This is a genomic window from Maritimibacter alexandrii, from assembly GCF_005871115.1.
In the GTDB taxonomy this organism is placed as follows: Bacteria; Pseudomonadota; Alphaproteobacteria; order Rhodobacterales; family Rhodobacteraceae; genus Maritimibacter; species Maritimibacter alkaliphilus.
In genome coordinates this window covers 1-20,779 of the sequence record NZ_SWKQ01000011.1, presented here as the reverse complement: position 1 = coordinate 20,779, position 20,779 = coordinate 1, and the positions used below count along the sequence as shown (strand labels likewise).

Below are 20,779 nucleotides of genomic sequence, written 5' to 3'. Positions count from 1 at the left end.
ATGAAGCAGAACGACCGCGCCTTTCGCCGTTTCGTGGAGCTTCTGGATCAGCGACAGGTCCGCCACGACCCGACCATCGACATCCGTGAACACGTCCTCGCCCGGCGCACGCACAAGATCGGCGTGGGCTATATCAACGACAACCTGACACGGTTTTTCGGCGCGAACCTGCGCCAGCTTTTCCCGGCGGCGGTCGGCGTCGATGACAGCGCCTTCGCCAAGAGCCAGGATTTCCTGATTTCCGGGTCGATCTACCGCGACCCGGAACATTCCCACAAAGGCGGTGTGCGCGCGCTGGACGCGATGCCCGAAGGCACGGACCCGATCTTTTTCGAGGCGGGCTTCGTCGCGACCTCGCACAGCTGGGCGCATTCCTTCAAGGAAGGCAACGCGTCATACGCCTGCCTCGGCTATGTCTACGACGACATCGCCTATTACTTCATGGCGGATTACCCGAACCGCCTGATCCATCGCCTGAACAGCGACCGCGAACTGAGCGACGCGGAAAGGGCGCGCGCGCGCGGCCTGATCGACCGGCTCGTCGAGCGCCGCATCTCGAAATACAACGCGCAGCCGATGGAGGCGCCGACGCTGCCCGAGGGCTACGACCGCGCCGTTCTGGTCTGCGATCAGGCGTTTGCAGATGCGTCCACCGTTTACGGCAAGCTGACCGAGAGCGATTTCGAGCGGATGCTGATCGCCGCCCTGACCGAGAACCCGGATGCGCAGGTGATCGTCAAGACGCACCCGGATTCGAGCTGGGAAAAGGGCAAGCGGTCGGGCTACTACACGCATCTGGAAACGACCGGACGGATCGTCGTCCTACGCGATCCGGTGAACCCCTACACGATCTTCGACATGGTCGACACGGTCTATGTCGGCACGAGCCAGATGGGGCTTGAGGCGCTGTTCGCGGGCAAAAAGGTCGTGACCTTCGGCGCGCCCTTCTACGGCGGCTGGGGTCTGACCGACGATCGGCAGGCGATCCCGCATCGCCATCGCGCCCGGACGCTCGAGGACATCTTCCACGCCTTCTACATCTGGTACACGATCTATCATGTGCCGGGCTGCGCGGTGCCCTCGCAGGTCGAGGATGCGCTGGACTATATCGAAACGCACCGACCGTTCCCGCTTCCGCCGACGCAGGCGGAACTGGACGCGGCCCCCAAGGTCTCGGTCATCATTCCCGTGCACGGGGTCGAGGCCTATATCGAGGATTGCATCGCTTCGGTGCAGGCCCAGACTCTGCGCGAGATCGAGATCCTGCCGGTGAACGACGTGACCCCGGACAACGCGCAGGCGATCATCGACCGTCTGGCCAAGGCCGATCCCCGGATCAAGCCCATCGTGCTCGACGAAAACGTGGGCCAGGGCTTTGCGCGCAACATCGCGATCGATCAGGCCAAGGGCGACTTCATTTGGTTCATCGACGGCGATGACTGGATGCCGAACCCCGAGGCGCTGGAAACGCTGGTCGCCGTGGCCGAAGCCAATGGCTCCGACATGGTGCGGGGCAAGAAGGCGGCCGAGGCGGTCTTCGGCAAGAACGGCGAATACATCTACGACCGTCCCGACGCGTCGGAAGCCAATTTCGACCAGCAGATCGACCGCACCACCTATGCCGAGACGCCGCGCATTCTGCGCAACCGGCATTTCTGGACGTGGCTTTACCGTCGCGACTGGCTGAACGAGATCGAGGGGCGCTTCGTCACGACCCAGTGGGAGGAGCGGGCGTTTCTGGTCCGGGCGCTGACCAATGCCCGTGTTCTGAGCCTGACGACCTGTCCGACCACGACCTATCGCATCCGGCCTGCCTCGACCGCGCGCCGCAAGAGGGGGCCGAAGGACTTCGACCGGATGTTCATGAATTTCGAGACGACGCTTCAGGCGCTCGGCGATCACGGCGCGCGCGACCGGACCTCGCCCCTGCGCCCGCACCTTGCCTTTCATATGTCGCAGTATATCGACCATATGATCCTGACCGAGCCCTATGCCTATTATCAGGAAATGGGCGGCGAGGCGTTCCAGGCGTTTCTGGACCGGGTGCGCGGGACGCTCGAGTCATACGATTTCCGGGCGGGCGACTACGACGCGACCTCGACCGAGCGCCGGGTGCAGCACAATCGCGCGGGGGCGTTCCAGCTTGCCATCGCGGCGCTGCGCGCGGGCCGTCCCGACCTGCTCGACGCGGCGGTGAACCTGCGCCCGATCCCGCAGGATGAGCTTTACAAGGTTTATCGACAGGCGCCCGAGACGCCAGACGACAGCGACCTTCAGGCCGCGCTGAACCACTATGCCCGCAACGGGCTGGTCAAGACACAGGCCGGACGCGCGCCGAAACCAGGCAAGCGCCCCCGGATCGTGGTTCACATCGGGGCGACCAAGACCGGCTCGACCTTCCTCCAGCACCTGATGGAGACGAACCGCCCCGCCCTGATGCGCGATGGCGTCTGGTATCCCGAGGTCGGCCTGTTCTGGCAAAGGGTCCGGCCCCACAAACAGGCGGGACATTCGGAATTCACCCGCAACGCGGTGCGCAACGAACCCGGCCTGCGCGCCCATATCGAACATGGCCTCGCGCTCATGGGCGAGCGCATCCACACCATCGTCTTGTCGAGCGAGGCGTTCTTTCTTCAGGAGAACGCTTACCAGATCGCCAACTATTTCGCGGATTACGACGTCGAAATGGTCGTCTATCTGCGGCGGCAGGACGAATGGGCCAATGCGCAATATGCCGAGTTCGTGGCGGGCGGCGCGGTCGGCCGCGTCGACGGAAGCTTTGCCGAATGGCTGACCACGCCCGAGACGATCGCGCGACTGGACTATGCCGCGAACATCGAACGCTGGGCCGAGGTGATCGGCAGAAACAAGGTCAAGGTGCGCCTGTTCGACAAACGGGCGTTCGAGGGCGGCGATCTGCTTACGGATTTCGCCAAGGTGACCGACCTTCCCGTTCTGCTCGACCTGCCGCAGCCGGATGCGCTACAGGCCAACTCCGCGCGCCTGTCGACCGCCCATGTCGAGCTTGTGCGCATGTACAACGCGCGGGAGTTCCGCAATCGCGATGCCTATTTCACCTTCATCGAAACGGTGACGACCGGGTTTCAGAAATTCCGCGCGGATCGCGGGTTGCAGATGGGGCGCCCGTGGTTCCTGACCGAGGAGCTTGCCGAGACCCTGATGCGCAACGCCCGCGACACGAACGCGGCCATCGCCCGGACCTATTTCGGGCGGGAGGACGGGGTTCTGTTCGACGGCGAGGCCCAGCGCCCGCCCGCACAGGACGATGCGCTGCATGCCGGGGAGTTCGCCCTTGTCGCGGCCGCCTATGACGCGGCCAAGCCGGAGGACGTGGTCGACGACGGTGTGCCGGATCGCCTGACCCAACGGGCGACCGGGCCGCGCGTGGTGAATTACGGCCATTTCGGCTGGCGGCTCTGGCTTCTCACCCCGATCTTCGAGACCCTTTACGTCAAACGCGCGATGCCCGAAGTCCTTCCGGCCTTCCGCCGCGAACCTGCCGATTTCGCGCGCGAGAACTGGGCGCAATACACGCCGTTCCGCATCGGGCTGCTCTATCCGAACACGCCCGCGCTTGGCGGTTTCAAGGTCTGGGTGCCGATCATCCGGACCGCGCTCAAACTGACCGGGAACACCGGGATGATCCCGGCGCTGGAACGTGATCCCATCGCCTTTATGCGCGCCAGCCCGTCGAAGCCGGGCCGCATCCTGTCGCGGATCGTCTTTCCGCGCGGCGAAATCCGGTAGGGCTGGGCATGAAAGACGCGGATGTCGTGCTCGAGGTTCCGGCGGCGTGGTTCGATAACCCGCTGGATTGCCTGCGGCACCAGCGTCTTTATGCCTCGATCCTCGTGGCGCTTGCCGACCTGTGCGTCACGGTTCGCCCGATCCGCCTGCCCTATGCCGCCGATGCCGCGCCACGGGCGACGAAACGGGGGCAGCTTGTCATCAGCTTTCATTCGCAGGGCGCCGAGGGGAACGTGCTTCGGCTGAAGGAATCCTATTGGCCGCCCTATTACACGGCCGACCCGCGCGGGTTCTCCGGGTTCTCGACACTCGCGCGAAATCCGGATGCGGTCGCGGACGAGGTGCGCAAGATCCCCAAACGTCAGGCGCGAAAGTTCGTCTCGGACATCCGGCAGGAAGCTTTGGACCGGAACGTGTCGAAATACGAACAGCCGGCCGAGCGCGATGCGAAGCTGCCGCGCGAGTTCTACTTCCTGCCGCTTCAGACGGTCGAAGACCCGGTTGCGCAATTCGCCTATCTCGATCAGCTCGACGTGGCCGCCCAGCTTGCCAAGGTCGCGGCGGACACCGGCGCCGCGGTCGTCGTCAAGCGTCACCCGCTGTGCAAATCGCAGGCGGTGGAGGAACGGCTCGAAGACCTGAACCGAGATTTCGCGAACCTGAGGCTTTCGACCGCGTCGGTGCACCAGTTGATCGGGCAGTCGAAGGCGGTCGTCGGCTGCAATTCGGGCGTGCTGTTCGAGGCGCTGATCCACGGCAAGCCGGTCGTGACCTTCGGCAAGTCGGATTTCGAGATCGCGACGCGGTCGTTCAACCGGCTGGGCGAGCTGGGCGAAGCACTGGCCGATGCCGAACGGCTCGACCCGGATTTCCGCGACCGCTTTCTGACGTGGTTTCTGAAACTCCATTGCGTTCACGCCGCCGACACGCTCGCCCTGCGCGGCAGGATCGCCGAGGCGCTGAACGCGCTCGACATCGATTCCCACGGGTTCAACGAAGATCAGCTTCAGGTCTTCGAGCACTTCGCGCAGATCGAGCGGGCACGACGCGAGGAAATTCTGCATCCGCAATAAGGCGTGCCGGTCGCAGGCTTCCGTGCGGCGGGCGCGGCGGGGCGAAGGATTGATCCCCCCGCCCGTTCTGCCATCCTGAACGGGCGCAACGGGGGACGGGTCGTGGCATCTGAAGGCATACTCTATTACGCGGACGCGCCGCGCTATATCGCGCAGGCCGAGCGGTCGGTCGCCTCGCTTCGACGCGTCATGCCGGAGGTCCACGTGACCCTCGCCACCACGCTTGCGGATGTGGAGGTCGATGGCTTCGACGCCATCCGGCAGCTTGAGGTCGCCCCGGACGACCACACCCGGATCGGCAAGATCAGGGCCATCGCGACGGCGCCATACGACAAGGTGATCTATGTCGACACCGATACGATCTTCGCGGGCGATGTCGGTTCGATCTTTGCCGCGCTCGACGACTTCGGCCTTGCCGCAAGCCACGCGCCCATCCGGCGCTCGCCCGTCGGGGCCTGGGATGCGTCCTTGCCGGAATGCTTCACCGGGTTGAACGGCGGCGTTCTGGGCCTGAACCTGACCGACCCCGACACCGCCGCCTTCGTCGCGGCCTGGGAGGACGCCTACCGCGACACGTCGGAGGTGACGCGGCAGGACCAACCGTCGTTCAACCGCCTGCTCTACCGGTCGCGGGTCCGGTTCCTCGTCCTGCCGCCGGAATACAATTTCCGGGCGGAGTTTTCGAACCAGTCCAAAGGGGCGAACATGGGGGTGAAGGTCATCCACTCCCACGCCGTGAACGAAATGGACCGGGAGCGCACCGACGACCTGATCCGCAAGCTGTCGGACGACCGTTTCGCCACCTTCCTGCGCGACGAGGACGATATCGCGGTGCAGTTCACCAAGATGCCCACAGTCGCCGCGATGCCGCAGGTCGCCCGCAGCCTGTCGGACGCCCGACTGGCCGCCGCGTTGCGCGCCAGCCATATGTGGGACCGCGCGCGCGAGGGCCGGAACCTGCGCAACGAGGTGTTCGACATCCTGTCCGAGGACGCCGGGTTGAAGGTGCTTCAGATCGGCAATCCGGTCGCGCCGATCCTCGACCTCATCAACCGGGCGAACGCCGAAGCCGCGATCTGCGTCACCGATCAAAGCTGGATCGAGCGGCTGGAGACCGGGATCACCAGCCCGTTCGCCCGCATCGTCGAGGCGGCCTTCGCCGTCGAGAACGGCGATATGGAGGTCGTGCGCCGCGCGGACGATGTGCCAACCGTTGAAGTGATCGACCCCGCGACCGGGATCGAGGGGCTGCTACAGCGCCTGTTTCCAAGCCGCAGGCCCGACTGGGTGCGCACCCGCCGCCCGGCAAGGGTCTGGCCCGAGCTTATGACACTGGCGGGGATCGACGATCCGCAGGTCGTGGCGCTGGCGACTGCCGGGCGCGATCCCGAAGCGGTCGAGGCGTGCCTCGCGGCGATCGACGCGGGAGACCTGCCGACCCCGAATTACATTCAGGTCGAAGGCCGCAAGATCCCGCAACGCAGCCGGCGCGCCGTCCGCAAAGCCCTGCGCGATGCCGGGTTCTGGGTTCTGGATCAGGGCGGGTCCGGTATCATGGCCGTGCACCCCGTGGCGCTCGGCCTCGTATCGCGCTGAACCGCCGTGGCGCGGGTCACTCCGCCGCGATGCTGGACGCCTCGTTCGGGTTGTAGTTGAGGATCGGGGCAAGCCAACGCTCGACCTCCTCGAGGCTCATGCCCTTACGTTCGGCATAGTCCGCCGCCTGATCGCGTTCGATGTTCGACACCCCGAAGTAATAGGCTTCGGGGTGGCCGATATAGAGGCCGGACACCGACGACCCCGGCCACATCGCCATGCTTTCGGTGAGCGTGACCCCGGTGGTCGCCTCGGCGTCGAGCAGCGCGAACAGGGTGCGCTTTTCCGTGTGATCGGGCTGGGCCGGATACCCCGGCGCGGGACGAATGCCGCGGTAGGGTTCGGCGATCAGCTCTTCGGGGGCGAACCCTTCGTCACAACCGTAGCCCCAATGATCCTTGCGCACGCGCTCATGCAGCATTTCAGCCATGGCTTCGGCGTAGCGGTCGGCCAGCGCCTTGACCATGATCGAACCATAGTCGTCGCCCGCCTGTTCGAACCGTTCCGCGATCGCGATCTCTTCCGGCCCGGCGGTCACGACGAAACCGCCCACGTAATCGGGCGTGCCCTCAGGCGCGACGAAATCCGACAGCGCCACGTTCGGGCTGTCCTTGCGCTTGGAATGCTGCTGACGAAGCGTATGGAGCGTGGCGAGCGGGTCTTTGCGCCCCTCGTCCTTGAAGAGCCGGATGTCGTCGCCCACCGCGTTCGCGGGCCAGAACCCGACCACCGCGCGCGGCGCGAACCAGTCCTCGCCGATGATCCGTTGCAGCATCGCCTGCGCGTCGGCGAACAGGCCGCGCGCCGCTTCGCCATACTTCTCGTCTTCGAGAATGCGGGGATAGACGCCCTTGAGCTCCCACGTGCGGAAGAACGGGGTCCAGTCGATATAGCGCGCGATCTCGGCCAGATCCCAGTTCTCGATCACTTTCGGCCCGAAGAACGAAGGGGTTTCGACCTTGTACTCGGACCAGTCGATCTTCTTCGCATTCGCCCGCGCCTTGGCCAGCGGCAGGCGTTCTTTGGCCCGTTCACTGCGCTCGTGGCGTTCCGCGACCTCGGCATATTCGCTGCGGATATCGTCGATATAGGGCTGTTTCTGCGTCTTGCTCAGAAGCGACGAGACGACGCCGACCGCGCGGCTGGCGTCGGTGACGTAGATCGCCTGACTGCGGGCGTAACGGGGCGAAATCTTCACCGCCGTATGAACCTTGGAGGTCGTGGCCCCGCCGATGAGAAGCGGCAGATCGAAGCCCTCGCGCTCCAGCTCGGAGGCCAGATGAACCATCTCGTCGAGCGATGGTGTGATTAGGCCGGACAAGCCGATGATGTCGACCTTCCGCTCGCGCGCGACCTCGAGGATCTTCTGCGGCGGGACCATGACGCCCAGGTCGATGATCTCGTAGTTGTTGCAGGCCAGCACGACGCCGACGATGTTCTTGCCGATGTCGTGGACGTCGCCTTTGACGGTGGCCATGAGGATGGTGCCCGCGGTGTCGCGCCCGCCCTCTTTCTCGGCCTCCATATAGGGCAGCAGCACCGCGACCGCCTGTTTCATCACGCGGGCGGATTTCACCACCTGCGGCAGGAACATCTTGCCCGCGCCGAACAGGTCGCCGACGACGTTCATCCCCGCCATGAGCGGCCCCTCGATCACGTCGAGCGGCTTGTCTGCGGCAAGGCGCGCGGCCTCGGTGTCTTCGTCCACGAATTCGGTGATGCCGTTGACCAGCGCATGTTCCAGCCGCTTTTCCACCGGCCACTCGCGCCATTTGAGGTCGCGCTTCTTCTCTTCGCGCCCCGCGTCCTTGAAGCGTTCGGCGAGGTCCAGCAGGTTCTCGGTCGGGCTGCCGCCGTTTGCGGGTGTGCGGTTCAGGACCACGTCCTCGCAGGCCTCGCGCAGGTCGGGGTCGATCTGGTCGTAAACGGCAAGCTGACCCGCGTTGACGATCCCCATGTCCATGCCCGCGTGGATCGCGTGGTAGAGGAACACGGCATGCATCGCTTCGCGTACCGGCTCGTTCCCGCGGAAGCTGAACGAAAGGTTCGAGACGCCGCCGGACACATGACAATGCGGCAGGTTCTGCCTGATCCAGCGCGCGGCCTCGATGAAGTCGACGCCGTAGTTGTCGTGCTCTTCGATCCCCGTCGCCACGGCGAAGATGTTGGGGTCGAAGATGATGTCTTCGGGCGGGAAGCCCACGATTTCGGTCAGCACCTTGTAGGCGCGCGCGCAAATCTCGGTCTTGCGCGCGAAGGTGTCGGCCTGCCCGTCCTCGTCGAAGGCCATGACGACCACGGCGGCCCCATAGGCCAGACACAGGCTCGCCTGTTCGATGAACGCCTCCTCGCCCTCTTTGAGCGAGATGGAGTTCACCACCGGCTTGCCCTGCACGCATTGCAGCCCGGCCTCGATCACCTCCCACTTGGAACTGTCGATCATGATCGGCACGCGGGCGATGTCGGGCTCGGCGGCGATCAGGTTCAGAAACTCGATCATCGCCTGTTTCGAGTCGATCAGCCCCTCGTCCATGTTCACGTCGATGATCTGCGCGCCATTCTCGACCTGATCGCGCGCGACGTCGAGCGCGGTCGCGTAGTCACGATTGGTGATGAGCTTGCGGAACTTGGCCGACCCCGTGACGTTCGTGCGCTCGCCCACGTTCACGAAAGGAATGTCTTTCGTCAGGACGAAGGGTTCGAGTCCGGAGAGGCGGAGAAGCGGTTCAGGCATCGGTGTAACTCGGCAATTTGCGCGGTTCGTACTTGGCGACGGCTTCGGCAATGGCGCGGATATGGTCCGGGGTGGTGCCGCAACAGCCACCGACGACGTTCACCAGGCCTTCGCGGGCGAATTCCTCGACCTGCGGCGCGGTGTCGTCCGGCCCCTCGTCATACTCGCCGAAGGCATTGGGCAGCCCGGCGTTGGGATAGGCACAGATGAGCGCGTCGGCCACGTCGGACAATTCCTTGAGGTGCGGGCGCATCGCGTTGGCGCCGAGCGCGCAGTTGAGGCCCACGGTGAAGGGCCGCGCGTGGCGCACGGAATGCCAGAAGGCGGTGGGCGTCTGGCCCGACAGGGTGCGCCCCGAAGCGTCGGTGATCGTGCCGGAGATCATCACGGGCAGGCGTTTGCCATGCTCGGCAAAGGCCTCGAAACAGGCGAAGATCGCCGCCTTTGCGTTGAGCGTGTCGAAGATGGTTTCGATCAAGATCAGGTCGGCCCCGCCCGCGATCAGCCCCCGGATCTGCTGGCCATAGGCGCGGCGCAGATCGTCGAAGGTCACGGCGCGGTAGCCGGGGTCGTTCACGTCCGGGCTGATCGACGCGGTGCGGTTCGTCGGCCCCACCGCCCCCGCCACCCAGCGCGGCTTGCCGTCCTCGGCGGTCGCGCGATCCATCGCACGGCGTGCGATCCGGGCACCTTGGGCGTTCAGATCGTGAACCGCCTCTTCCATCGCGTAATCGGCCTGCGCGATGGTCGTGGACGAAAACGTGTTCGTCTCGACGATATCGGCACCGGCCATGGCGAAATCGTAGTGAATCCGTTCGATCTCGTCCGGTTGGGTCAGGATCAGAAGGTCGTTGTTGCCCTTCTGCGGATGGTCCGAGTGATAGGCGCAGCTATGCCCGCCATGCCCCAGAAAGGCGTCTTCATCGAGGCCGAGCGATTGTATCTGCGTGCCCATCGCACCGTCGAGAATGAGAATACGTTTGCGGGCCGCCCGTTTCAGGGCCGCCTCGGTGTCCGTGGGCGGAATGTTGAATGCGCGCATAGGTGTCCTGCTTTCTTGTGGGCGGTGTACGCGACCGGCCACAAGCATTCAAATTCATAAATCTACACAGAATTATGAGACGGGCTCATAATCTTGGGCCGCGTCGTAGGTGCTCTTGAAGAAGCACGCGCCCATAAAAGAGGCTTTGTCAGCCGCCACGCGACCACTTTGCCCCGGCACTCAGCAACGCGGGCCAATGCGCCAGCCCGCCCACGATCGGCGGATGCAGCGACTCGCGTTGCAGCACGACATCGAAGGCGCGGGCCACCGCGATCTGCCTGCCGAACCTCCGTTTCAGCTCCGCGCGATAGTCGCTGGTCGAGGCGCCGTTCAGCAGGCAATCGGCAAGGCATTTGGCGGTTCCGAGGGCAAGCGACATGCCCTCGCCCGTCAGCGAGGGCGTCACCATCGCCTGATCGCCCACGCGCCAGATCCCCTGCTGGTCCGGTTTGGCCCCCCACAGGCGAAAACCGTAGGGCACGCCGCTGACCATCAGGGGCCGCTCGAAAAGGCGTGTGGCCCCGTCGAGCCGCAGCGAAAGGGACGGCGACACGGACCGGAGCCAATCGAGATAGCTCGCAGGGGTCAGCCCGTGTTCGCGCCAAACCCCGGTTTCCATGGCGATGCTCAGGTTCGCGGCCCCGGCCCCGACGGGCATCAGCCCGGCATAACCACCGGGGATGAAGTGGAGTTCGACCGCTGGGCCGAGGGCATCGAATTGCTCGCCGGTCAGCCGCAGATGCTCCTTGATCCCGATCTTGGAATCCTTCGCCTTGGCCACGGTTCGGCGCAGGGCACCGCGCACCTCATGCTTGCCGGTGGCGACGATCACATGGTCGGCGGCGATGGATGCGCCGCCTTCGACCTCGACCGCCCCCGGGGTGACACCCGTGGAACGAATGCCGGTGCGAAGCTCCACCCCCGCCCCGGCGGCAAGGGTGCGCAGATGGGGGTCGAGCGTTACGCGCGACAGGCCCGCCGCCCGAAAGGGCAACGGTGCCTCGGCCTTGGCCCGACCCGCAAAAAGCCGTGTTCGTGCGATCTGCACGGCCCCGAGCGCGGCGAGATCGACGCCGAAGCGGTCCAGCTCGCCGCAGGCCAACTGCCCCAGAAACTCGCCGCAGACCTTGTGGCTGGGCGTTCGGTCGCGTTCCAGCAGGATGACCTCGCGGCCTGCACGTGCGAGGTGGGTCGCGGTCGCCGCACCGGCAAGGCCGCCGCCGATCACCACGAACTCTACGATGGCCCGGCCCCTCCCGTCAGGCGGCCGAAGCCGAAGCGGAACGGGAACCACCACCGGAGCGTGAGACCGTCAGACGGCAGCCCCGCAGCCTCGGCCACGCGGTTGAGATCGTCACGCACGAAAGCACGACGCACCGAAACAGGGCCGTCGTTACGCACGAAGCGATGAACCGGCCAGACCGCGAAGATCAGCGTCAGACCCCAGGCGGAAATCCAGTGGCGGTGCAGATCGTTGATGAACCAGCCGACCCGGCAGTTCCGATCCAGCCAGCGCACGAAGTCGAGAAGCTCCGCATCCCCCAGATGGTGCGCGAAGAGAGAGCTGATGACGATGTCCGGGCGCCGGTCCTTTGGCATGTCGAAAAGGTTCATCACCTCCCACCGGATGTTCGACGTGTCGGGCGTGGCCTCGGCGGCGATCCGGATGGTCGTGGGGTTCAGGTCGATGCCCAGCAGATCGACTTCGACCCCACGCCGCGCGGCCCAGCGTTCGACCTGCCGAAGCATGTCGCCATACCCGCAACCGATATCGACGATGGTGACGCGATCCCGTCCGGCAACGGCGCGGTCCAGCCAGTGCAGCGTCGGACGATAGCCCATACTCAGGGCATTGACGCGGGACAGGTCACGCAGGCAGCGGGCAAGGTCCGCCTGCGGCACCGCCTCGGTATCCATCAACTCTTCTTCGTGGATGCGTCCGGGCAGCACGAAGCCAGCGTGCTTCATCCCTCGGCCTCCGAGAACACCATGCTTTCGACGCTGACGCCGGGGCCAAAACCGATGGCGACCCCTGTGCGGCCCGAGCGCGGCTCGGCCAGCATCCGGCTGAGAACGAAAGGAAGCGTCGCCGAGGACATATTGCCGAAGTCGTTCAACACACCGCGCGAGTAGGCGACGTCTTCGGCGGACAGCTCCAGCGCCGCCTCGACCGCGTCGATGATCGTGCGCCCGCCGGGGTGGATCGCCCAGAGGTCGATGTCGCGCCCGCCCGCATCCGCCGCAAGGGTTTCGAAGTGACCCGGCAGGTTTTTGAAAATCGTGCGCGGCACCCGGCCGGACAGCCACATATCGAACCCGTTGTCGCCGATGTCCCACGTGATGTGGCCTTCGCTGTCGGGCAGCATGTCGGAGCGGAACGCTTCGAGTTTGAACCCCGTGGGCTCCGCGCTGACCAGCGCGGCGGCGGCCCCGTCGGCGAAGAGCATGAACATGAGCGCGGTCTGAAGCGGGGCGTTTTCCTGAAAGTGCAGCCCGCAAAGCTCGACGTTGAGGACAAGAACCTTGGCGGTCGGGTCCGCCGTCACGATGTGGCGCGCGGTCTTGTAGCCGTTGATCGCGGCGTTGCAGCCCATAAAGCCGATCAGCGTCCGCTCGACCGTCGAGGGCACGCCATGCGCGTTGACCATGTGGTGATCGATCCCCGGCGCCGAGAACCCGGTGCAGGTGCAGATGACCAGATGCGTCAGCCCCTCGGCCCAGTCGGGACCGGCCTGCCCCGCCAGATCGGCGATGGCGCCGTCGACAAGCGCCGGGGCTTCGCGCGAATACCGCTTCATGCGCGCGCCCGTCGATGGAAACGCGCCGGGGCGGTAGAACCCCTCGGCATCGTAGCGGTCGGTCCATCGCGACGGGTCCGCAGGCTCCAGCGTCGAATAGCGATGGGTGATGCCTGCGCGCCGCGCCATCTTGGCGAAGCTCTTGCGATCCGTCTCGGAGGTCAGGAAATAGGGCGCGATTTCGAGATACGGCGCATGGACATCATGGGCCGGCACCGCCGTTCCGATTGCGTTCAGATATGCAGGCATGTCGCTCCTGATCGGTTTTGTTCTGTCTAGCACGTCACATGGCGCGTGCGGGCATTTGTCTCGGACCGCCTCACGGCTCGGCCGAAAGCACGAGGCAGACGTTCTGCCCGCCGAAGCCGAAGGAATTGCTTAGAACATGGGTGACATCGGCGGGGCGCGCCACGTTCGGCACGACGTCGAGCGGGATCTCCGGGTCGGGCGTTTCATGGTTGATGGTCGGAAGCAGCGTCTGCTCGGCGATCATCAGCAGCGACGCCGCCGCCTCGACCGCCGCCGCCGCGCTGAGCATGTGTCCGGTCATGGATTTGAGCGACGACACCGGAAGGTCCGGGGCGCGCGGACCGAAGACCTGCCCTATGCCGACGCTTTCGACCCGGTCGTTTTCGCCCGTCGATGTGCCGTGCACATTGACGTATCCGATATCCTGCGGCGCAAGGCCCGCATCGGCAATCGCAGCGGCCATCGCCGCCCCGACCGGACCCGCGTCCGGGCGCTGTCGGATGCGGTGATAGGCGTCGAGCCGTTCGCCCACGCCGCGCACATACCCCAAGACGTTCGCCCCACGGGCATGGGCGGCCTCGGCCCGTTCGAGGACGAGCGCCCCGGCCCCCTCGCCCGGCACGAACCCGTCCCGCGTCTTGTCGAAAGGGCGCGAGGCGGTTTCGGGGCTGTCGTTCCGGCGCGACAGCGCCGACAGCAGGCCGAAGCGCAGAAGCATTTCCGGGCTGACCGAGGCATCGGCCCCGACCGCGAGCACCCGGTCGACCTCGCCCCGCCGGATCGCTTCGACCCCGATCTGGATCGCCGTCGCGCCGGACGAGCAGGCCGTGGTGATGGTCACGGGCCGCCCGACAGGCTTCACGCGGGCCGCGAGCCGCCGGGTCGTGCCGTCGAACCGCAGGACATCGAAAAGACCGTTGTTTTTGGCCGCGCCGGCCATGCGGATCAGGTCGCCATAGCCAGTGGCCCGGCCCCCGGTCGCCCGGTCCAGCGCGATCCGGTCGGACCATTCCATCTGGATCGGCGGGATGCCAACGACGAGCTTGCCGGGAAACGTCGCCCCCGGCTCATGCCCGGCCTGCGCCAGCGCCTCGTTCGCGGCCACGAGGGCCAGCTCGGCGGTGCGCTCGGTCGGTCTGAGCGCGGGGTCGCAGAACGCATCGACCGTTGCGGCGAACCGCGTGGCAAGGCCTTCGGTCGGGAAACGGCGGACCGGCGCCGCCCCCGATTTCGCCGCGCGCATCGCCGCCCAGTTCGCCGCAGCGCCCTGACCGAGCGCGGTCACGATGCCGATCCCGGTGACGGCGACGGACCCGGTCCCGCTCATGCCATCGCCTCGACCACAAGGGCCGCCGCCCCGCTCTCGCAGGCCGTGGTCGCCAGAATGCGCCGTTCACGGCCGGACCGCACCGAAAGCGCCGCAAGCGCGACCGCGAAGGGAAACGCGGCTTCGACTGCATGTCCGACGAGATCGGCTGTGGCGGTCACCGGCGTGTCGAGATGCGCTGACCTGAGGCCCTTCACCGCATCGGCGGTCACGGGCTGCGCGCCGGACACGCTGGTGTAGATCGCGTCGATGGACGGGCCGGACGCCACCTGACCAAGGATGTCAACGAGCGCCGGGCCCTCCGCCGCAACGCTCACAGGCGACACCCCGGCAAGCGGCCCCGCCCCGCGATCCTGCGCGACCCGCGCGCTCTCCAATACGACGAAGGCCGCCACGCTGCCCGGCACCACGCCCCGACGCGCTGGGTCGAGAACGGAGGGCACCGCATCCGACGCAAGCCTGTCGCCCAGAGCATGTGCGAGCATCAGGTCAGGACGTTCGGCATCCAGAACCCCGCCGACCATGATCCTGTCGCATTGGCCTGCGGCCACCCGCGCAATCGCATCCGCCATCGCATCGACCCCGGCCATGTCGTCCCCCATGAACGTCCGCGCGCCACCCCCGACCCCAAGAATGATCGCGAGGTTTCCGGCGAGCATGTTGGACAACTGCCCCAGCAGAAAGGAAGGCCGCAGTTTTCGCGCCTGCGCCGCCACGAGATCCGCGTCGGGATCGGGCGAGGCACGCAGATCGGCAAGCACCTCGAAATCCACCTCGACCTCGCGTGCACCGCCGTTGGCACAGATGTTGAGATAAAGGCCGTCGAGCGCCGCCGTGTCCATCAGACCGGCATCGCCCAGCGCCTGTCGTGCGGCCGCCACCCCAAGATGCTGCCACGGTTCCATCTGCCGTCGGTCGCTCTTGCTCGGGATCGCCTCTGCGACGTCGAAGGCAGCGGCGCGGTAAACGGAATACGGGCGGAAGGTCGCCATGTCGGGCTCGGAACGAGTGCCGTCGAGGGCAGTAAGATGCGCCGCGCCCGTCGCACCACAGGCCGAAATCACACCGACACCCGAAATCACGACGTCGGTCGCGCGCCCCGTCACTGCACGCGCCCGGTCGTTGATCCGTGATGCACCACTAGGCTTCGGCTTTCTGGGCGACCAGCCTGTCGATCCGTGCGCAGAAGGCGTTCATGAGAAGTTCGGGCGCCTGTATCGCCTCCTGCCCGTCGCGTTCTTCCCCGAAATCCTCGATGGGCAGTTCGATGTCGAATTCCCGCTCCAGCGCGAAGACGACGTCGAAAAGATCGACCGAGTCGAGCTTGAGATCCTCGACGAGGTGACTGTCCTCCCGGATTTCGTCTCTCTCGACATCTGACCACTCGGCAATGATCCCGGCCACCCTGTCAAATGTCGTCGTCACCGCGCTCCCCCCGATTTGCGTCCCCCCTCCACGGAAGGGGAAGCCGGCGGGCTTGTCAATCGTTCAGGCCGGATGATGGGCGCCGCGCGGCGGTTGTGGCCAACGGGTTTCGTCGGGGGGACGTCCGTGAAGGCCAGGGCGGCGGAGGGGCCGGTTCAGGTGCGAGGCGTTCTGGTGAAGTGGTGCCCGGGGGCGGAATCGAACCACCGACACGAGGATTTTCAATCCATCCTAAGGGGTTAGGGAATGTCTGGTGGGAAAGGACGAAGCCTCGGCGCATGCAACGCCGAGGCTCCCGATCCGAGGGCACAGGTTCTCTCCGCACCGTAGCTCGCCTGCTTTGTCAAAAGTGCTCAAGCGGCAAGGAGGTCACGCTCCAGCTTTTCGAACATAGCAACGTCTTCCTCCGCGTTCTCAAACAGGTGTCCGTAGGTATCCATCGTCATAGTGATTGACGCGTGCCCCAGGAGCGTCTGGATCTTCTTCGGATTCCACCCCTGTTCGATGAACAGCGATGCCGCCGCGTGGCGAAGCGCGTGGATGCCGAATTTCGCCTCGCCAGCTTCATTGACAATACCATTCGAAACGAGCATCGGCTTGAACACGCGATTGTAGATGTTGGAGTAGTTCTGAACCTTTCCAACGCCGTTCGGAAACACGAGATTGAGTTCGTTCGGTTTCGATGAAAGCTGCCACTCACGGAGCGTCTTCAGCACTGTCGGCGACATCGGGATTTCACGCACCCCTGCCCGGCTCTTAGGATCTCCAATCACACAGTATTCGTCTGCGCGCTGGAAGACCTTGATTGTGCCCCGGTCAAAATCGACACCGGCCCAACTCAGTCCCCGAAGTTCGGAGATCCGCATGCCAGTGAAGATCGCAGTGACGAACATCGCGCGATGGGAGTCCGGCGCCTTCTCAATGATCGTGCGGATCTCGTCTTTCGTCGGGACTTCGACTCGCTTGTTATCGCGGCGTGTTGATCGTTTGAACTTCACCTCAGAAGCGACATTGCGGTCTACCCATTCGCGTTCAACCGCTTCTGAAATGACTGCCCGTAGGCTAACCATGATCTTCTTGACTTGCGCCTGAGAGACACCTCTGTCGATCAGGCTGTCCTTGAAGTCGCGGACGTCGCTGCGTTTGAGCTCAGTGAGCAGAAGATGCCCTATCTTCGGTTCAATGTGGACCCGGGCATGGCTACGATATGCCTTCAAGGTCGACCGTTCGAGTTGGTTGCGTTCACAGGATTTAAGCCACGTTTCACACGCGACATAGACGGTTTTTGGGGACCCAGTCATACGGGGATTTCCTTCGATTTGCGACGATGAACATATTATAGCATTCAAGATGTTCGCCGTCGGGGTGAATCCCAGTATGCCACTGAAATTTCTTGTATTTTTCCGTCAACCAACTACTCAAACGTTCATTTGTTTCGTTTCACACCTAGCTGATACCCCTCATAGCCCCTAGCTATCCCCGTGGAGAAACAGCGATTGTGAAAGCTGGGCTCAGGGAGATTTGGCATTTACGTATGACTACGCAAAGCACAATGCCGATCGGCGGCTTGATTGGCTATGTTCTTGTTTCCCATGGTGCAAAGAACGGCCGATCAATCGGAACACTCCCCGGAGCGCGCATGCAAAACGCAAATCTCGCTGCTTGGCGGGATGTTTCGGGTTTCGAGAAACTACCCTGCGCATATGAGTATCGACGCAAACCTAGATCTCTTCATGATCTTCCCATCTTGCGAGGTCTGCTTGAAAGGGCTGAACGCATCGGAAATGGCCTCGTTTTGGTGGATGACCTTGGTAGGCTCTTTCGCAACTCTCCCAATCAATATCGAGAACCTTTCCTTCGGGAAATCTCGCCCTATCGTCGGCACATCTTGGGCATTCGGCAAGGCAAACGCCTTGATGAGCTTTCAGACGGTCAAGTCATTGAATTGGTCTTGGGCGCTGGCCGGAGTGAGTTCAACATCGCCGGGGTGAAGCGTCAGGTGCTTGATGCAGACAAACGGCACGACTCTGTAAAGATCGCCGCCCAAGCAAGCTTGATTGTGCGCAAGAGAAAAGCGGAAGAAAAAGCGATCATGCTTGCAGAAGTCCGCGACGAAATTGTGAGCGGGGGCGGCAAGGCGACACTCGATTCGATTGCCAAGACGGCCAATGAAAGGGGTTTTCGAACCACCCGGCACAAGCTTTGGACTGCTTCCAGTGTCAAGCGGGCGCTCGACACCTTTGATCAGATCGAAGTAGCAACAGCATCGTTTGAGGAAGACGACTGAGACCCCGCTACACGAAAAGACCCTTGAGCTGGCTGAGTGCGTCACCTGAACGTCTTGGCGTCGCGCCGCAACTCTCCCGCTGCGCCAACGAAGGAGCGCACCTAACCGCACCAGGATACGCTTGATGGAGGGATTGTTCGCGGCCTATTGGAACGTTCAGATGATCACTATTCGGTCATGGCGTCCTGGGAACGAGGGATCTCATACGCGGCGGCCCTGCTGATCCAGCATGGTTAGAAAGACCCGGATCCTCGTGACCTCTGGACGAGTTGCCTATTGCAGGGAAACCGACCTATCGCCCAAGTCTGACATGAATGCTGTTGCGCCAACTTGAAGCGCACGAATGGCCTCATCCCGGGCGGACTTGTCTTTCTTGAACGTGTCGTCCCAGACGTGGCTAGTTCCATCCGGATCAACAACCTCGAGTGTCCAGTCGGCGTGATGATCAAGGCGAAAGATCTCAATCGCAAACGGGAGCCCGTCGACCAGAATCCGTTGGCTTTTTGCGGATCGGATCAAGGTTGGGTCGTCATTCGTCACTATCATTCCCTCCTGACAGCAGGCGGACCGCAGTATTCGCGAAACAGATCCGCACGCCTAGACTATTGCGAAACAATGTTCCGCAGAATTGTGCCGTCGTGGGCGTGTCGCCTTTACCGTTCGAAAAGCCGCCACAGATCAAGGACCCTTCTACGTCTTCTTAGATGGCCACATCAGCACTCGGCAAGTGTTCAAGACCGATGGATCTACTGGTGTAGATGAAATTGGTCTGTGTGCCGTTTGCCACTCTTCTCACTGGAGCAGAACTGTGCACGAGTGGCGACTTACGCAGGTTCTTGCACCCGCCAAAATCGCTCCAGAACGGGCCGTAGAGGCGCGCTTCTTCTAGTCCAGCGGTTGACGGCCGAAAACGCGAGACCGGCACTCTACGGCCCGGAGAATGGCTCTGGCGTGTGAACCGGCATGCAAGATTGACCCCTGTATTGGGGTAATCGGCGTCCAAAAGTGACCCCCCTGATATTTCTGTTCAGAAGCTTCCTCAAAGGATTGAGGGAGCGATTTGGGGATGTTGGTTGTGGAGACGATTGCGAAGATCAGGCGGGCGCATTTCATCCAGGGGAAGTCGATCAAGCAGATCTGCCGGGAGCTGCGGGTATCACGGAACACGGTGCGGAAGGTGGTGCGGTCCGGGGCAACCGAGTTCAGCTATGACCGGTCCACGCAGCCCCGCCCCAAGATCGACCCGTGGCGGTCCGATCTGGATGAGATGCTGGCTGAGAATGACCGGCAACCCAAACGCCAGCGGCTGACACTGGTTCGGATTTACGAAGAGCTGCGCAACCGGGGTTATGACGGCAGCTATGATGCGGTGCGGCGCTATGCGGCGAGTTGGTCGAAGGCGACCCGGGAAGCTTCCGCCGCTGCCTACGTGCCGCTGAGCTTCGACCCGGGCGAAGCCTATCAGTTCGACTGGAGCCATGAGGTTGTCCTGATTGACGGCGTGACCACGACGGTGAAGGTTGCGCATGTGCGCCTGAGCCACAGCCGGATGCCGTTTGTGCGGGCCTATCCCAGAGAGACACAGGAGATGGTGTTCGACGCCCACGACAAGGCGTTTGCCTTCTTCGGTGGGGCCTGTGCGCGGGGCATCTACGACAATATGAAGACCGCCGTTGACGCGATCTTCATTGGCAAGGATCGGGCCTATAACCGGCGGTTCCAGCAGATGTGCGGCCATTACCTGGTCGACCCGGTGGCCTGTACCCCGGCCTCGGGCTGGGAGAAAGGCCAAGTCGAGAACCAGGTCGGCGTGATCCGCCGGCGCTTCTTCGTGCCGCGTCCGAAGTTCAAATCCTATGCCGAGTTGAACGCCTGGCTGGAGGATCGCTGCCTGGCCTATGCCAAGGCGAACAAACATCCAGAGTTGCGCGACAAGACGATCTGGGAGGTGTTCGAGGACGAGCGCCCGAGCCTTGTGCCTTACGTCGGCCCTTTCGATGGATTCCATGCAGTTCCCGCATCGGTGTCCAAGACCTGCCTCGTGCGGTTCGACAAGAACCGCTACTCGGTCGATGCCCGGGCGGTCGGGCGGCCGGTGGAGATCAGGGCCTATGCCGCCCGGCTGGAATGCTGGCAGGATGGGCAAATCGTTGGCCAGCATGAGCGGGCCTTCGGGCGGGACAAAACCATCTTCGATCCCCTGCATTACATCCCCGTTCTGGCCCGCAAACCCGGCGCCCTTCGCAACGGGGCGCCCTTCAGGGAATGGGAGCTGCCGGTGCCAATCCGCCGCGTGTGGCGCAAGCTGGAACGCCAGCCGGGCGGTGACCGGCAGATGGTCGACATCCTGAGCGCCGTGCTGACCGACGGGATTGATGCGGTCGAGGCGGCCTGCGCCGAAGCCCTGTCGCACAATGTCCATTCCGCAGGCGTCGTGCTGAACATCCTGGCCCGGCACCGCGAGCCGCCACCACCCCTGA

General features: G+C 64.0%; 15 protein-coding genes. 5 read left to right on the top strand and 10 right to left on the bottom strand.

Going from position 1 to position 20,779, the window contains the following annotated elements:
* The 3 genes from FCT00_RS08150 to FCT00_RS08140 all read left to right on the top strand — a co-directional run bounded on the left by FCT00_RS08150 (nucleotide 1) and on the right by FCT00_RS08140 (nucleotide 6,437).
* Entirely contained in the window at nucleotides 1-3,768 is a 3,768-nt protein-coding gene (locus tag FCT00_RS08150; protein WP_138422604.1) for a capsular polysaccharide export protein, LipB/KpsS family, read from the top strand.
* 8 nt (nucleotides 3,769-3,776) lie between these two features.
* Nucleotides 3,777-4,841, top strand: coding sequence for a capsular polysaccharide export protein, LipB/KpsS family (locus tag FCT00_RS08145; RefSeq protein WP_138422603.1), 1,065 nt, complete (start codon nucleotides 3,777-3,779; stop codon nucleotides 4,839-4,841).
* Between the two features lie 102 nt (nucleotides 4,842-4,943).
* Nucleotides 4,944-6,437, top strand: coding sequence for a glycosyltransferase family protein (locus FCT00_RS08140; protein ID WP_138422602.1), 1,494 nt, complete (start codon nucleotides 4,944-4,946; stop codon nucleotides 6,435-6,437).
* Between the two features lie 16 nt (nucleotides 6,438-6,453).
* Here the strand turns inward: FCT00_RS08140 and metH are convergent, their stop codons facing one another.
* The 9 genes from metH to FCT00_RS08095 all read right to left on the bottom strand — a co-directional run bounded on the left by metH (nucleotide 6,454) and on the right by FCT00_RS08095 (nucleotide 17,313).
* Nucleotides 6,454-9,171 (bottom strand): methionine synthase, encoded by a 2,718-nt coding sequence (metH, locus tag FCT00_RS08135; RefSeq protein ID WP_138422601.1) that lies wholly within the window; start codon nucleotides 9,169-9,171, stop codon nucleotides 6,454-6,456.
* The gene (locus FCT00_RS08130; protein WP_138422600.1) at nucleotides 9,164-10,213 is read right to left on the bottom strand and encodes a homocysteine S-methyltransferase family protein; all 1,050 of its coding nucleotides are present in this window, start codon (nucleotides 10,211-10,213) and stop codon (nucleotides 9,164-9,166) included. Before FCT00_RS08130 ends, metH begins: the two co-directional genes overlap by 8 nt.
* A 148-nt stretch (nucleotides 10,214-10,361) precedes the next feature.
* On the bottom strand, nucleotides 10,362-11,441 hold the full coding sequence (locus FCT00_RS08125) for an NAD(P)/FAD-dependent oxidoreductase (RefSeq protein ID WP_171042935.1): 1,080 nt from the start codon (nucleotides 11,439-11,441) through the stop codon (nucleotides 10,362-10,364).
* An 8-nt stretch (nucleotides 11,442-11,449) separates the two neighbouring features.
* Nucleotides 11,450-12,181 (bottom strand): methyltransferase domain-containing protein, encoded by a 732-nt coding sequence (locus FCT00_RS08120; RefSeq protein WP_138422598.1) that lies wholly within the window; start codon nucleotides 12,179-12,181, stop codon nucleotides 11,450-11,452.
* On the bottom strand, nucleotides 12,178-13,260 hold the full coding sequence (locus FCT00_RS08115) for a type III polyketide synthase (RefSeq protein WP_138422597.1): 1,083 nt from the start codon (nucleotides 13,258-13,260) through the stop codon (nucleotides 12,178-12,180). Before FCT00_RS08115 ends, FCT00_RS08120 begins: the two co-directional genes overlap by 4 nt.
* Nucleotides 13,261-13,330: 70 nt before the next feature.
* Complete coding sequence (locus FCT00_RS08110; protein WP_138422596.1) at nucleotides 13,331-14,587, bottom strand: beta-ketoacyl synthase N-terminal-like domain-containing protein; 1,257 nt, start codon at nucleotides 14,585-14,587, stop codon at nucleotides 13,331-13,333.
* Complete coding sequence (locus FCT00_RS08105; protein WP_138422595.1) at nucleotides 14,584-15,693, bottom strand: beta-ketoacyl synthase N-terminal-like domain-containing protein; 1,110 nt, start codon at nucleotides 15,691-15,693, stop codon at nucleotides 14,584-14,586. The genes FCT00_RS08110 and FCT00_RS08105 overlap by 4 nt, the downstream gene beginning before the upstream one ends.
* A 34-nt stretch (nucleotides 15,694-15,727) precedes the next feature.
* Entirely contained in the window at nucleotides 15,728-16,012 is a 285-nt protein-coding gene (locus FCT00_RS08100) for an acyl carrier protein (RefSeq protein ID WP_171042934.1), read from the bottom strand.
* Between the two features lie 353 nt (nucleotides 16,013-16,365).
* Nucleotides 16,366-17,313 (bottom strand): tyrosine-type recombinase/integrase, encoded by a 948-nt coding sequence (locus tag FCT00_RS08095; RefSeq protein ID WP_138422593.1) that lies wholly within the window; start codon nucleotides 17,311-17,313, stop codon nucleotides 16,366-16,368.
* Between the two features lie 233 nt (nucleotides 17,314-17,546).
* Between FCT00_RS08095 and FCT00_RS08090 the strand changes: the two genes are divergently transcribed.
* Nucleotides 17,547-18,299, top strand: a complete 753-nt coding sequence (locus FCT00_RS08090; RefSeq protein ID WP_171042933.1) for a hypothetical protein — start codon at nucleotides 17,547-17,549, stop codon at nucleotides 18,297-18,299.
* A gap of 273 nt (nucleotides 18,300-18,572) precedes the next feature.
* Here FCT00_RS08090 and FCT00_RS08085 read toward each other — a convergent pair whose 3' ends face one another.
* Nucleotides 18,573-18,839, bottom strand: a complete 267-nt coding sequence (locus FCT00_RS08085; protein ID WP_212747999.1) for a hypothetical protein — start codon at nucleotides 18,837-18,839, stop codon at nucleotides 18,573-18,575.
* A 526-nt stretch (nucleotides 18,840-19,365) separates the two neighbouring features.
* Between FCT00_RS08085 and istA the strand changes: the two genes are divergently transcribed.
* Nucleotides 19,366-20,779 (top strand): IS21 family transposase (gene istA / locus FCT00_RS08080; protein WP_138422590.1); only part of this gene is annotated, 1,414 nt, incomplete at its 3' end.